Origin of the sequence: Pseudomonas sp. L5B5, assembly GCF_020520285.1 — a bacterium.
Lineage (GTDB): Bacteria > Pseudomonadota > Gammaproteobacteria > Pseudomonadales > Pseudomonadaceae > Aquipseudomonas.
In genome coordinates this window covers 4,292,188-4,305,472 of sequence record NZ_CP084742.1, presented here as the reverse complement: position 1 = coordinate 4,305,472, position 13,285 = coordinate 4,292,188, and the positions used below count along the sequence as shown (strand labels likewise).

Genomic DNA, 13,285 nt, shown 5'->3' with positions numbered 1-13,285 from the left:
CCTGATACCCCGCGAGAACCGATTCACGACTGCGGGAGCAAGCTCCCTCGCCACAACAGCGTTTCGCGCCACCACCTGTGGCGAGCGAGCTTGCTCGCGCTGGATTGCGCAGCAAGCCCAAGGCCAGCTACCCGGTTCTGCCTGATACTCCGCGAGAACCGATTCACGACGGCTACGCAGCCGTACGGGAGCAAGCTCCCTCGCCACAACAGCGTTTCGCGCCACCACCTGTGGCGAGCGAGCTTGCTCGCGCTGGATTGCGCAGCAAGCCCAAGGCCGGCTACCCGGTTCTGCCTGATACTCCGCCAGAGCCGATTCACGACTGCTACGCAGCCGAGCGGGAGCAAGCTCCCTCGCCACAACAGCATTTCGCGCCACCACCTGTGGCGAGCGAGCTTGCTCGCGCTGGATTGCGCAGCAAGCCCAAGGCCAGCTACCCGGTTCTGCCTGATACTCCGCGAGAACCGATTCACGACTGCGGGAGCAAGCTCCCTCGCCACAACCAGCCATCAGCAGCCGGTCAGCCCCTGGGGGGCACGCTCTTCGGCGAAGAACCAGGGCCGCAGGCGCACGCCCACGCCATTGCCGATGAACGCCGCCACCAGCCACAGCCAGCCGTGCACGCTGCCGGAGGCGATGCCGCTGAAGTAAGCGCCGATGTTGCAGCCATAGGCCAGGCGCGAGCCGTAACCCAGCAGCAGGCCACCGATCACCGCCGCCACCAGGGAGCGGGTGGGAATCCTCAGGTTGGGCGCGAAGCGTCCCGCCAGGCCCGCCGCCAGCAACGCACCGAGCACGATGCCGATGTCCATGACACTGGTGATGTCCTGCCACACCGGGGCCGCCAGGGCCTTGGCATTGGCCGCGCCCTGCCAGAACACCCAGCTGCCCACGTCCACACCCAACCCGCTGGCGACCTTGGCGCCCCACAGGGCGAACGCCGAGGTGATGCCCCATGGGCGCCCGGCCAGGGCCAGGGTGGCGAAGTTCAGCAGGGCCAGGGCCACCGCCCCCCAGACCAGCGGCCACGGGCCGCGCAGCAGACGGCGCCAGCCCTGTTGCTGGCTGGCCACCGGGGCTTCAAGGCTGCCGTGACGGCGTTTTTCCAGGGTCAGGGTCAGCACCGCGATCAGCGCGAACAGGCACAGGCTCAAGCCCAGCGCCGGGCCCACGCCAAAGCTCTGGACAATGGAGATCGGCGGCAGCGACGGCAGGGCGAACCACCAATCCACATGATGGGTGGCGATCAGCGAGCCACAGATGAAGAACGCCAGGGTCACCAGCATCCGCGCATTGCCGCCGCCGACGGTGAACAGGGTGCCGGACGCGCAACCGCCGCCCAGCTGCATGCCGATGCCGAAGATGAAGGCCCCGAAGATCACCGAGACCCCGGCCGGCGCCACCAGGCCCACCACCGGCTGGCCGAACAGGCTGCCCGCCCCCAGGGCCGGGAAGAACAGCAGCACGGCCAGGGCCAGCATGACCATCTGCGCCCGCAGGCCGGCGCCACGGCGGTCGCGGATAAACACCCGCCAGGCCGAGGTAAAGCCAAAGGCCGCGTGGTACAGGGTCAACCCCAGCGCGGCGCCCAGCAGCAGCAACAACACCTGCCGGGCACCGACCTGGGCTTGCAGGAACAGGGCGCCGGCCACCAGGAGCAGCAAGGCGAACAAGGGGGCGCCGAACTTGCGTTCCGGCGCCAGGGAAAGGGTCTGGTTCATGGGGGGTCTCGGGCGGGGAAAGGCTCGTGAGTATACCCGCTCAAACCCGCCAGGCCTGGCGCAAGCGGCTCACCGCCGCCTGGATATCGGCCTCCGGCACCGCCGCGAAGCCCAGCACCAGTCCGGCCCGCTGGTCCTCGGGCAAGGCGGTGTGCGGCAGCCAGTAGCTGCTCAGGCCGGTCATCTCGACCTCTACGCTTGTGGCCTGGGCCAGCAACGCCTGTTCCCGCGCCAGGCTGTCGACCCGCACTGTCAGGTGCAGCCCCGCCGCCACACCGGGCAGCGGCCCGACGCCGTCGATGGCCTGAGGCCAAGCGGCCAGCAAGGTGTTGCGACGGCTCAGGGCGGCCCGGCGCATGCGCCGGATATGCCGCTGGAAGTGCCCCGCGGCCATGAATTCGGCCATCACCGCCTGGGTACTGACTTCGGAATGGCGCACGTCCACCGCCCGACGCTGGGCGAAGGGCTGCACCAGGGTCGGCGGCAATACCAGGTAACCCAGGCGCAGCGCCGGGAACGCCACCTTGCCGAAGGTGCCGACATAGATCACCCGGCCCTGGCGGTCCAACGCCGCCAGGGGCGCCAGGGGTGCGCCGCTGTAGCGGTACTCGCCGTCGTAGTCGTCCTCGACGATCCAGCCCCCGGTGCGCTCGGCCCAGGCCAGCAGCTCCAGGCGCCGGGCCAGGCTCATGATCACCCCCGTGGGGTACTGGTGAGACGGCGTGACATAGGCCAGGCGGCAGTTGTCCAGCTGCTCCAGCTGGCGGCAGTCGATGCCCTCCTGGTCCACGTCCACACCCTGCAACTGCGCGCCCGCCAGGGCGAAGGCGTGACCGGCGGCCCGGTAGCCGGGATTCTCCACAGCCACCCGGTCGCCGGGCTCCACCAACAGCTGTGCACAAAGGCTGATGCCCTGCTGCGCGCCACTGGTGATCACTATTTGTTCAGCCGTGCAGTGCAGCCCCCGAGCGCTGCGCAAGTAGGCCGCGATCAGGCTGCGCAGGCGCGGGTCGCCCGCCGAGTCGCCGTAACACAACTGGCCGAGGTCGGGTCTGCGCCAGAAAGCCGCATTCAGCTTGGCCCAGACCTCGAACGGGAACAGATCGAAGGCCGGGACTCCAACCCGAAAAGCTCGCGGTGGCCCCTTGGGCGGGGTGCTCAAATGATGGGTTTGCAGGCGTTGCCAACCACTGCTGTGGATAACTTTACTGGATAAATCAACAGTAATTTCAGCTGATTTTGTGGATAAACCTGTGGGTAAGCTTGTTGAAAAGCCTGTGGATACTTTTGTGGATAGTTTTTTGATCGGTAACCGGGTTTCCGGCAATTGTGTCACGTAGGTGCCATCGCCGACCCGCCCCTCGATAAAACCCTCGGCATACAGCTGGTCGTAGGCGCGCACCACGCTATTGCGGGAGATCCCCAGGGCGGCGGCCAGGTCACGGCTGGCGGGCAAACGCGTGCCGCTGGCCAGGCGCCCGTCCAGCACCCGCTGGCGCAGGGCCTGGTACAGCTGGCGGCTGAGACCCTGGCCGCGATCCAGCTGGATGCCGGCAGGGTTGAAAGATAGCGCAGGCAAAGCACTGTTCATCGGGGCTTCCCGCAATTGGACCCATGAAATAGGCCGTTGATGGCTCTTACAACGAACCATTAGCCTGCCTAGGATGCAGGCACTCGCCAAGGATTTTTTTGCATGTACCTACCTCGTGCTTTTGTTGATGAAGACCTCCCCCGGCTGCATGGCGTGATCCAGCACAGCCGCCTGGCCACCCTGGTGACCTGGGGCGCCCAGGGCTTGCAGGCCAGCCATGTGCCGCTGTTGCTGGACCTGGCCCAAGGCGCCAATGGCACCCTCTACGGCCACTTGGCCAAGGCCAACCCGCAGTGCGCCGAGCTGGCCGACGGCGCCCAGGCCCTGGTGATCTTCCTGGCCGAGGACGCCTACGTCAGCCCTTCGTTCTATCCGAGCAAGGCCGAACACGGCAAAGTGGTGCCAACCTGGAACTACGTGGCGGTGCACGCCTATGGCCAGCCCGAGGTCTTCACCGATCTGCAACGGCTGCTGAAGGTGGTTGAAGGCCTGACCGAACGTCACGAAAGCGCTCGCCCGCAACCGTGGAAGGTAGCGGACGCCCCTGCCGACTACATCGATGGCATGCTCAAAGCGATTGTCGGTTTCGCCCTGCCGATCCAGCGCCTGGAAGGCAAGCGCAAGCTCAGCCAGAACCGCAACGCCGAGGATGCCGCCGGCGTGCGCGAAGGCCTGGCGGCCAGCGCCGACCTGCGCGACCAGCAACTCGCCCGACTGATGAGCTAGGTTTTCGTCCAGAACAATAAAGGAGCTCTCATGAGCCAGATCCAGATCCGCCCCGTTACTGCTGCCGACCAAGGCGCCTGGCTGCCCCTGTGGCAGGCCTACCTGCGTTTCTATGAAACCGAGCTGGCGGATGCAGTGACCCAGAGCACCTGGCAGCGTTTTCTCGACCCCAGCGAACCGACCCACGCGGCCCTGGCCTGGGACGGCGAGCGAGCGGTGGGCATGGTGCATTTCATCTACCACCGCTCCAACTGGAGCATCGAGAACTCTTGCTACCTGCAGGACCTGCTGGTGACCCCGGATCAACGCGGTACCGGCGTGGGCCGCCAGTTGATCGAATTCGTCTACGCCCAGGCGAAGCGGGACGGTTGCGCCAAGGTTCATTGGCTGACCCATGAAACCAACGCCACGGCCATCCAGCTGTATGAGCGCATCGCCGAGCGCCCGGGCTTCATCCAGTTCCGCAAACCCCTCTGAATTGCCAAGGAGCCACTGCATGTCGATTTCTCTCGCCGACTGGAAAGGCGTTCCCGCCCCTTCGGCCACCCTGCTCGAAGGGCGCTTCATCCGTTTGGAAAGGCTCGACCCGGCGCGCCATGGCGACGATCTGTTCCAAGCCCTGCAAGGCCCCGGAGCCGACCCCAAGCTGTGGAACTACCTGCCTTACGGGCCCTTCCCGGAGCGCCCGGTCTTCGATGCCTGGCTCAATGGCCACGCCGCCGCCAGCGATCCGTATTTCTTTACCGTGATCGACCGTGCCAGCGGCCAGGCCCAGGGCTTGATCAGCCTGATGTCCATTGTCGCGGCCCAGGGCCGCATCGAGATCGGCCACGTGACTTTCGGCGCGCCCATGCAGCGTTCGCCCAAGAGCACCGAGGCGGTGTACCTGCTGGCCAAAGAGGCCTTCGCCCTGGGCAACCGGCGCCTGGAATGGAAGTGCAACAACGCCAACGAGCGCTCGCGCTACGCGGCGCAGCGGTTGGGGTTCAGTTTTGAAGGGGTGTTTCGCCAGCACATGGTGGCCAAGGGTCAGAACCGCGACACCGCCTGGTTCTCGATCCTGGATGGGGAATGGCCGGCGATTGCCAAGGGCTTCGAGCAATGGCTCGGTGACGAGAACCAGAGCGGCTCGGGGCAGCTCAGGTCTCTGGCGGAGTGCCGCGGCTAGGCGGCTCGCCGGCGAACAACTGGAGCCACTGCCGCAGGCTGCGATCCACCGCGCAGCGGGCGGCGCCGTTGAAGGCTGCGACAGGGGCACTTCAGCGCAGTTTCTGCGCCAGCACCGCGATATGCTCCGGGCCAATGCCACAGCAGCCGCCCACATGGCTGGCACCGCGCTGGTGCCAGTCCGCCACCCATTGCAGATAACCCGGCGGGTCCAGGTCTTCGCGCAGGGGGCACAGGCCATCGTTGGCGGTCGCATCCTCGGGCTGAGGCGGGAAGGCATTGGCGTAAACGCCAATGTGAATCTGCGCTCCCAGGCGTTCGAACGTCTCGCGGGCCACATCCACCGCCGCACCGATCACTTCAGGCTGGCTGCAGTTGAACAGCAGGGTCTGTACACCCAACTGCGCCGCTGCGGCCGCCGCATCGGCCACCGGCTCGCCGGAACGCAGGCGCGGCACTTCGTCGACCTCTTCGTCCTTCAGGGTGAAGGACAGCCAGAACGGCTTGCCGTCCTGGGGCAGCCCGGCATGAATCGCCCGCGCCTCGGCAATCGAACTCTGGGTTTCCGCCAGCCACAGGTCGACATGGGGCGCCAGGCCCCGAACCAGCGGGCCCAGCACCTCCGCGACCCGGCCAGCGTCGAACAGATCAGGGCGATAGGAGCCGAACAGTGGCGGCAACGAGCCCGCCACTCGCACCGGCTTGCCGGAGGCCTGCACCGCACGACGCGCCAACTCGCCGGCCAGGGACGCCAGCGCCTGGCCTTCAGCAGCGAAGCGCTCTTCGCCAATGTGGAAAGGCACCACGGCGTAACTGTTGCTGGTGATCACATCGGCGCCGCTGGCGATGTAGGCCGCATGCACCGCCTCCACCGCCCGGGGATCTTCGCTCAACGCCAGCGCTGACCACTCAGGCTGTCGGAACGGTGCGCCACGGCGCTGCAACTCACGACCCATACCGCCATCCAGAATTACCGTGCTCTCTGCGCCCATATGCTTTTCGCTCATATTCTTATGAAAATAACTCACTACCAGAGTCGTTCTTATAACTATTAAATACGCACCATTCAGTTAATAACAACTCTTTTTCAGTCAGGATTCCGATGCCCTTCCAACCCTTGCTGGCCTTCGGCCTGACCCTGCTTGCCGCCTCCTCCCAAGCTTTCGCTGGCACTACCCTGGAGCGTATCGAACAGAAAAATGAGCTGGTGGGGGTGCTGATGGAAAGCTATCCACCCTTCTCATTCCTCAACGAGCAGAACCAGCTGGACGGCTTCGATGTGGACGTGGCCAAGGCCGTGGCCGACAAGCTCGGGGTCAAGCTGCGCCTGGAAACACCGTCCTGGGACGTGATCGCCGCCGGCCGCTGGAGCGGGCGCTACGACATCTGCATCTGCTCCATGACCCCGAGCAAGGCCCGCGCCGAAGTCTTCGACTTCCCGGTGCAGTACTACGCCTCGCCGGCGGTGATCGTGGTCAACGCCAAGGATGAGCGGATCCACGGTGCCAAGGACCTGAGCGACAAGAAGGTCGGCCTCACTGCCGCCTCCAGCTATGAAGGCTACCTGAACAAGAACCTGGTGATCGAAGGTGCCGAGGACACCCACCTGCAATACCCCTTCGAGAACGTGCAGATTGCTCCCTACGACACCGACAACGTGGCCTTCCAGGACCTCGGCCTGGGCCCGGGCGTGCGCCTGGATGCAATCCTCACCAACCTGGTCACCGCCCAGCCGCGCCTGACCCAGGACTCGCGCTTCAAGCTGGCTGGCGAGCCGCTGTACGCCGAGCCCAACTCGGTGGCCATCGAGAAAGGCGATGCACAGTGGGATGCCAAGGTGCGTGAAGTCTTCGCCCAGCTGAAGCAGGACGGCACCCTGAGCCAGCTGTCGCAGAAATGGATCGGCGCCGACATCAGCCGATGACTGCTCATACGCCACCGCCTCAGCCACCTCAATCGGTGGCTGCACCGCTGCTCAAGCGCCTGCTGGGCTTTCGCACCCGCCTGTACCTGACCTGGGCCGCGCTGCTGGTGCTGTTCGCCAGCTTCTTCCTGAGCTTCGACCTGAAGTTCTCGATCATCCTCGACAAGCTGCCAAACCTGCTGGGCCTGCACCTGTCACCCAGCGGCTTCCTCCAAGGCGCGGCGCTGACCCTGTTCCTCTGCGCCTGCTCCATCGTCGCCTCGTCGCTACTGGGCTTCGTCGCCGCCCTGGCGCGGCTGTCTTCGAGCGCCGTGGCATTCGGCATCGCCAGCTTCTACGCCTCGTTCTTTCGCGGCACGCCGCTGCTGATCCAGATCCTGCTGATCTACCTCGGCCTGCCGCAACTGGGAGTGGTGCCCGGCGCCATCACCGCCGGGATCATCGCCCTGTCGCTGAACTACGGCGCCTACCTGAGCGAGATCTTCCGCGCCGGCATCCTCGGCGTGCCCCATGGCCAGCGCCAGGCAGCCCTGGCCCTGGGCATGAGCGACAGTGTGATCTTCTGGCAGGTAACCCTGCCCCAGGCCATGCGTACCCTCATCCCGCCGGCCACCAACCAGTTCATCTCGATGCTCAAGGACTCGTCGCTGATCTCGGTGATGGGGGTCTGGGAAGTGATGTTCCTGGCCCAGTCCTATGGTCGTTCCAGCTACCGCTACATCGAGATGCTCAGCACTGCGGCGCTGATCTACTGGCTGCTGTCCATTGGCCTGGAACTGATCCAGGCGCGGATGGAAAAGCACTACGGCAAGGGTTACGTACAGCGCGGGTGAGGCTCAGGTGAGCACTGATGGGCCCGGGGTAACCGGGCTCCTTTCCGAGCGCTCAAGCTCATTGAGCAGCGAACGGGCTCGGCTGGTCTTCTGCACTTTCACCACGCCCATCTGCAGGCCGAAGGGCTTGAACACGGCGTTCAGCGACTTGAGGGTCGGATTGCCGTCACCGTGTTCGATATGGATCAGGGTGCGCAGGGAAATCCGGCACATCCGGGCGAACAGGTTCTGCTGCAGCCCCGTGACTTCAGTGCGCAGGCGCTTGACCGCATCGCCAATCGGCAGGCGACCGGCAGCCATTTCCTGCTGAATGTCGTCGATCAGAGTCCCGCGTTCTTCCACCGTCATACTCATCGCAATCCCCACTCCTGCAGGCGTCGGTCCAGGTGGCGCAAGTGAATGCGCGGATGGTTCAGGGTGGCTTCGGGCAAGCCACTGGCACTCAACAGGTCCGGCAGGGCCCGCAGCTGTTCGGCATCCGCGCGCAGGCGCGTCAGCGCGGCCTCGGGATCGAGCAACGGCTTGAGGCTGGCGCACACCAGGCGCCAGTCGACGTCACCAGCCACTTCCATGCGCCCGGGCCATTTGAGGGTCCGGGTAATGCCTTCCTCGTCCATGACCATGGGCGCCAGATCGTAGATCGGCGCCAGTTGCACCGCGTCTTCGCTGCGGATGATCGCGATATTGCGCCCATGGTTATCCGAGTTGCCGAGGATCTTGTTGAGCAGGTCTCGTCGCAGATAATCCGCCACCAGTTCGGGCAGCTGCGACTCCTGGCCGGTGATTCGCCACAGCTCCGCAAGTATCCCCAGGACCTCGGTGTGGCGCATGCCGTGGCCATAACCGACCAGCCCGGCCAGGGAATAGATCGACTCCACTGCCAGCCGCTCGACCCCCGCCTCCGACACTCGCCGGTCAAAGCGCTGCATCCACAGGCTGGGCTTGCGAGCCTCCTCCAGGGCCAAGCCTTGCGACGGCACCGTATCGACTCCCAGTTGCTGCAAGGCCCGGTAGTAATGGAACTCGCTTCTGAGGATGTCGCAGTCGTTCTGCGTAGCCTGGTTACGAGGGAACTTCACGAACCAGTGCTGCACCGCCAAGCCATCTTCAAGCACTGCATCGGGGTACAACAGCCCCTCGTGACTCTCGGTCAGCAGCAACTTGGGGGCTTCGCCCCCAGCTCCAGTGGCTCCCCCAATCGCCGCTCCCTGCTCATGGACATACTCGAGAAAACGGTTGTCACGAGTCACCACATCCTCGCGCGAGAAGCCCAGCGCCGGACGTTCGTCCAGGGTCGCCAGCGACTCCTTGATCCGCAGGTTGCCAATAGGTGACGGTGTGGATCGCGCCAGCAGAAACAACTCGGGCGCCAGATCTTCAGGCCGTTCACGCCCCATGTGCGTCAGCAGAAAACGCTTGGCCGCGCCCGCAGGGGCGATGTCATAGACAAAGGCCGGGGCCTGGGCTTCACGCCAAGGCTCCCAACCCAAAGGTATCTGTGCACTGACCGAACGGGCGAGCGGGCTGCCAGTAGCTTCCAGGTTATCCACCAGATACTGCGGGACATAACCAAAGCTGCAAGGGCTGGCAAAACCCGCTTCAGGTTGGTCGAAGGTCAGGGTCATGGCGTCGGCCCACGCCCCTGCGCAATAGAGTTGCAACGTCAGCCGAAGCATTTGAGCACCTGCAATTTAATGCATTTCAGTAGGCATTCGAATCAGTCATTCATGTATTATAATGCATACATTCACCGACATGGCCCAAAAAAGTGCATCAAAATGCATTTTCAACAAAATATCCTTGTTTAAAATGCATTAAATTACATTTTAGAAAGACAAAAAAAGGGAGGCCGTAGCCCCCCCGAGGTAAACAGTTGCAGATGAGGGCCTGAACTCAGCCTTCGATCTCGATCAGGATTTCGCCCGGGTTGACCCGGTCGCCCTTGGCCACGTGGATGGCCACGACCTTGCCGGCGATGGCCGCCTGGACTTCGGTCTCCATCTTCATGGCTTCGGTGATCAGCACGGCCTGGCCGGCCTTGACCACGTCGCCTTCCTTGACCAGCACATCGACGATGTTGCCCGGCATGGTGGTGCTGACATGACCCGGGGCGCTGGCCTGCTTGCGCTTGCTGGTGCCGCCGCCGACGAACTCGTTGAGCGGCTCGAACACCACTTCTTCCGGCATGCCGTCGATGGACAGGTAGAAGTGGCGCTTGCCTTCGGCCTTCACACCGACACCGGTAATGTCGACGCGGTAGGTCTCGCCATGGACGTCGATGACGAACTCGGTGGGCACGCCCTCGCCGCCCGGCTTGCTGACGCCACCGGCCTCGGGGATCGGCAGCAGCACTTCCGGTACCAGGGTGCCGGCCTCACGCTCTTCGAGGAACTTGCGCCCGATGTCCGGGAACATGGCGTAGGTCAGCACGTCCTCTTCGGACTTGGCCAACGCGCCGATTTCGCCACGCAACTTGGTCATTTCCGGCTTCAGCAGGTCGGCCGGACGGACGTCGATCACCTCCTCGCTGCCGATGGCCTGGCGCCGCAGTTTCTCGTCGACCTCACCCGGGGCCTTGCCGTAGCCGCCTTGCAGGTAAAGTTTCACTTCGTTGGTGATGGTCTTGTAGCGCTCGCCGGCCAGGACGTTGAAGAACGCCTGGGTGCCGACGATCTGCGACGTCGGGGTCACCAGCGGTGGGTAGCCCAGGTCGTGACGGACCCGCGGAATCTCCGCCAGTACTTCGTTCATGCGGTTCAGGGCGCCCTGCTCCTTGAGCTGGTTGGCCAGGTTGGAAATCATCCCGCCCGGCACCTGGTTGACCTGCACACGGGTGTCCACGGCGGTGAATTCGCTTTCAAACTGGTGGTACTTCTTGCGCACGGCGTAGAAGTACAGGCCGATTTCCTGCAGCAGTTCCAGGTCCAGGCCGGTGTCGAACTCGCTGCCCTTCAGGGCCGCGACCATGGACTCGGTGCCCGGGTGGCTGGTGCCCCAGGCGAAGCTGGAGATCGCGGTGTCGATGTGGTCGGCGCCATTCTCGATGGCCTTGAGCTGGCACATCGCGGCCAGGCCGGCGGTGTCGTGGGAGTGGATGAACACCGGCAGCGACTGCTCGGTCTTCAGCGCCTTGACCAGCTCGCCGGTGGCATACGGGGTCAGCAGGCCGGCCATGTCCTTGATCGCCACCGAGTCGCACCCCATGGCTTCCATCTGCTTGGCCTGGGCCACGAACGCCTTGATGGTGTGCACCGGGCTGGTGGTGTAGGCGATGGTGCCCTGGGCGTGCTTGCCGGCAGCCTTCACCGCTTCGATGGCCACGCGCAGGTTACGCACGTCGTTCATGGCGTCGAAGATGCGGAACACGTCGATGCCGTTGACCGCCGCCTTGGCCACGAAGGCCTTGACCACGTCGTCGCTGTAATGGCGGTAGCCCAGCAGGTTCTGGCCGCGCAGGAGCATTTGCAGGCGGGTATTGGGCAGCGCGGCGCGCAGCTGGCGCAGGCGCTCCCACGGGTCTTCCTTGAGGAAGCGCACGCAGGCGTCGAAGGTCGCGCCACCCCAGACTTCCAGGGACCAGTAGCCGACCTTGTCGAGCTTGTCGCAGATCGGCAGCATGTCGTCGGTGCGCATGCGGGTCGCCAGCAAGGACTGGTGGGCGTCACGCAGGATGGTGTCGGTAACAAAGATCTTCTTGGACATTCTTATCTCCTCTTAGCGACAAGCTGCGAGCGACAAGCTGCAAGTAAAAGCCGATCGGCTCTAGCTTGGCGCTTGTCGCTAAACGCTTGCCGCTGCTTGTTCAAAGGCCTGCGTGGGCGGCGATGGCGGCGGCGATGGCCAGGGCCAGCTCTTCGGGTTTGCGCTTGATCGAGTAGTTGGTCAATTCCGGGTGGCTTTCGACGAAGCTGGTGTTGAACTGGCCGCTACGAAATTCCGGATTGCGCAGGATTTCCTGGTAGTACGCGGCGGTGGTCTTGACCCCCTGCAGGCGCATGTCGTCCAGGGCGCGCAGGCCGCGGTCCATGGCTTCTTCCCAGGTCAACGCCCACACCACCAGCTTCAGGCACATGGAGTCGTAGAACGGCGGAATGGTGTAGCCGGTGTAGATCGCCGTGTCGGTACGCACGCCAGGGCCGCCGGGGGCGTAGTAGCGGGTGATCTTGCCGAAGCTGGGCAGGAAGTTGTTCTTCGGGTCCTCGGCATTGATCCGGAACTGCAGGGCAAAACCGCGGTGATGGATGTCTTCCTGTTTCACCGAGAGCGGCAGGCCCGAGGCGATGCGGATCTGCTCGCGGACGATGTCGATGCCGGTGATTTCCTCGGTGATGGTGTGTTCCACCTGCACCCGGGTGTTCATCTCCATGAAGTACACCTCGCCCTCGGCGAGCAGGAACTCCACGGTGCCGGCGTTCTCGTAGCCCACGGCCTTGGCCGCGCGCACCGACAGGTCGCCGATGTAGGCGCGCTGCTCGGGGGTCAGTTGCGGGCTCGGGGCGATCTCGATGAGTTTCTGGTTGCGGCGCTGGATCGAGCAGTCGCGCTCGAACAGGTGGACCACGTTGCCGAAGCTGTCACCCAGGATCTGCGCCTCGATGTGCTTGGGATTGACGATGCATTTTTCCAGGAACACTTCGGCCGAACCGAAGGCCTTGGTGGCCTCGGAGATCACCCGGGGGAAATTCTGCTCCAGCTCTTCGCGGCTGTTGCACCGACGGATGCCTCGGCCGCCACCACCGGAGGTGGCCTTGAGCATGACCGGATAACCGATGCGGTCGCCTTCGCGCAGGGCTTCGTGGATATCGGCGACGTTGCCTTCGGTGCCCGGGGTGACTGGCACGCCGGCCTTGATCATGCTGCGGCGCGCTTCGGTCTTGTCGCCCATGCGGCGGATCACTTCTGCCGCCGGACCTATGAACTTGATCCCGCGTTCGGCGCAGATGTCTGCCAGTTCGGCGTTTTCCGAGAGGAAACCATAGCCGGGATGCAAGGCATCGCAGCCGGTCTCCACCGCCAGGTTCACCAGCTTGCGCGGGTTCAGGTAACCGGCCAGGGGCTCGGCACCGATGCTGTGGGCTTCGTCCGCACGCTTGACGTGCAGCGCATGGCGGTCGGCGTCGGAGAAGATCGCTACCGAACGGATGCCCATCTCGGCGCAGGCACGCACGATTCGTACGGCAATCTCACCACGGTTGGCAATCAGGATCTTTTTTATCACTTGGAATTTCCCTTGAGCCATTGAAACAAACGACCCGCTAGACCGAGTCGGCGCGTGACCAAATGTTTCAAGTCAGTCGCAGCGACACACTAGCTCCGCGAAGGG

At 64.3% G+C, this 13,285-nt stretch carries 11 protein-coding genes and 1 pseudogene; 5 read left to right on the top strand and 7 right to left on the bottom strand.

Translation table 11 applies throughout. The features are described 5' to 3' along the window. Positions 1–509: 509 nt before the first annotated feature. Both LGQ10_RS19595 and LGQ10_RS19590 read right to left on the bottom strand, forming a co-directional pair. Positions 510–1,721: a YeeE/YedE family protein gene (locus LGQ10_RS19595; RefSeq protein WP_226522939.1), complete on the bottom strand. Its 1,212-nt coding sequence runs from the start codon at positions 1,719–1,721 to the stop codon at positions 510–512. A gap of 40 nt (positions 1,722–1,761) precedes the next feature. Then, on the bottom strand, positions 1,762–3,312 hold the full coding sequence (locus LGQ10_RS19590) for a PLP-dependent aminotransferase family protein (protein WP_226522938.1): 1,551 nt from the start codon (positions 3,310–3,312) through the stop codon (positions 1,762–1,764). A 102-nt stretch (positions 3,313–3,414) separates the two neighbouring features. Between LGQ10_RS19590 and LGQ10_RS19585 the strand changes: the two genes are divergently transcribed. Genes LGQ10_RS19585 through LGQ10_RS19575 form a run of 3 tightly spaced genes read left to right on the top strand, consistent with a single transcriptional unit; the run spans position 3,415 to position 5,206 of the window. Next, the gene (locus LGQ10_RS19585; RefSeq protein ID WP_226522937.1) at positions 3,415–4,038 is read left to right on the top strand and encodes an FMN-binding negative transcriptional regulator; all 624 of its coding nucleotides are present in this window, start codon (positions 3,415–3,417) and stop codon (positions 4,036–4,038) included. Between the two features lie 30 nt (positions 4,039–4,068). Continuing rightward, positions 4,069–4,515 (top strand): GNAT family N-acetyltransferase, encoded by a 447-nt coding sequence (locus LGQ10_RS19580; RefSeq protein WP_226522936.1) that lies wholly within the window; start codon positions 4,069–4,071, stop codon positions 4,513–4,515. Between the two features lie 19 nt (positions 4,516–4,534). Further along, positions 4,535–5,206 carry a GNAT family N-acetyltransferase gene (locus LGQ10_RS19575; RefSeq protein WP_226522935.1) on the top strand — a complete coding sequence of 224 codons (672 nt, stop codon included), beginning with the start codon at positions 4,535–4,537 and terminating at the stop codon, positions 5,204–5,206. A gap of 91 nt (positions 5,207–5,297) precedes the next feature. On the opposite strand, the gene LGQ10_RS19570 is transcribed toward LGQ10_RS19575, so the two are convergent. Continuing rightward, entirely contained in the window at positions 5,298–6,197 is a 900-nt protein-coding gene (locus LGQ10_RS19570) for a homocysteine S-methyltransferase family protein (RefSeq protein WP_226522934.1), read from the bottom strand. 110 nt (positions 6,198–6,307) lie between these two features. Here LGQ10_RS19570 and LGQ10_RS19565 point away from each other — a divergent pair, with 110 nt between their 5' ends. After that, positions 6,308–7,129 (top strand): ABC transporter substrate-binding protein, encoded by an 822-nt coding sequence (locus LGQ10_RS19565; protein ID WP_058438881.1) that lies wholly within the window; start codon positions 6,308–6,310, stop codon positions 7,127–7,129. Beyond that, positions 7,126–7,962 carry an amino acid ABC transporter permease gene (locus LGQ10_RS19560; protein ID WP_226522933.1) on the top strand — a complete coding sequence of 279 codons (837 nt, stop codon included), beginning with the start codon at positions 7,126–7,128 and terminating at the stop codon, positions 7,960–7,962. The genes LGQ10_RS19565 and LGQ10_RS19560 overlap by 4 nt, the downstream gene beginning before the upstream one ends. Positions 7,963–8,052: 90 nt before the next feature. On the opposite strand, the pseudogene LGQ10_RS19555 reads toward LGQ10_RS19560, so the two are convergent. The 4 genes and pseudogenes from LGQ10_RS19555 to LGQ10_RS19540 all read right to left on the bottom strand — a co-directional run. Next, a pseudogene (locus tag LGQ10_RS19555) lies at positions 8,053–8,316 on the bottom strand (helix-turn-helix domain-containing protein); the annotation flags it as partial. Then, complete coding sequence (locus LGQ10_RS19550) at positions 8,313–9,587, bottom strand: type II toxin-antitoxin system HipA family toxin (protein WP_226526162.1); 1,275 nt, start codon at positions 9,585–9,587, stop codon at positions 8,313–8,315. The gene LGQ10_RS19550 and the pseudogene LGQ10_RS19555, both read right to left, overlap by 4 nt. 268 nt (positions 9,588–9,855) lie before the next feature. Further along, complete coding sequence (gene oadA, locus LGQ10_RS19545) at positions 9,856–11,664, bottom strand: sodium-extruding oxaloacetate decarboxylase subunit alpha (RefSeq protein WP_058438884.1); 1,809 nt, start codon at positions 11,662–11,664, stop codon at positions 9,856–9,858. Between the two features lie 100 nt (positions 11,665–11,764). Next, positions 11,765–13,180 (bottom strand): acetyl-CoA carboxylase biotin carboxylase subunit, encoded by a 1,416-nt coding sequence (locus tag LGQ10_RS19540; RefSeq protein WP_226522931.1) that lies wholly within the window; start codon positions 13,178–13,180, stop codon positions 11,765–11,767. Between the last annotated feature and the right edge of the window lie 105 nt (positions 13,181–13,285).

Coding starts and splice junctions, on each gene's coding strand:
- LGQ10_RS19585 (WP_226522937.1), top strand. CDS start 3,415: ATGTACCTACCTCGTGCTTTTGTTGATGAAGACCTCCCCCGGCTGCAT.
- LGQ10_RS19565 (WP_058438881.1), top strand. CDS start 6,308: ATGCCCTTCCAACCCTTGCTGGCCTTCGGCCTGACCCTGCTTGCCGCC.
- oadA (WP_058438884.1), bottom strand. CDS start 11,664: ATGTCCAAGAAGATCTTTGTTACCGACACCATCCTGCGTGACGCCCAC.
- LGQ10_RS19595 (WP_226522939.1), bottom strand. CDS start 1,721: ATGAACCAGACCCTTTCCCTGGCGCCGGAACGCAAGTTCGGCGCCCCC.
- LGQ10_RS19550 (WP_226526162.1), bottom strand. CDS start 9,587: ATGACCCTGACCTTCGACCAACCTGAAGCGGGTTTTGCCAGCCCTTGC.
- LGQ10_RS19580 (WP_226522936.1), top strand. CDS start 4,069: ATGAGCCAGATCCAGATCCGCCCCGTTACTGCTGCCGACCAAGGCGCC.
- LGQ10_RS19590 (WP_226522938.1), bottom strand. CDS start 3,312: ATGAACAGTGCTTTGCCTGCGCTATCTTTCAACCCTGCCGGCATCCAG.
- LGQ10_RS19570 (WP_226522934.1), bottom strand. CDS start 6,197: ATGGGCGCAGAGAGCACGGTAATTCTGGATGGCGGTATGGGTCGTGAG.
- LGQ10_RS19575 (WP_226522935.1), top strand. CDS start 4,535: ATGTCGATTTCTCTCGCCGACTGGAAAGGCGTTCCCGCCCCTTCGGCC.
- LGQ10_RS19560 (WP_226522933.1), top strand. CDS start 7,126: ATGACTGCTCATACGCCACCGCCTCAGCCACCTCAATCGGTGGCTGCA.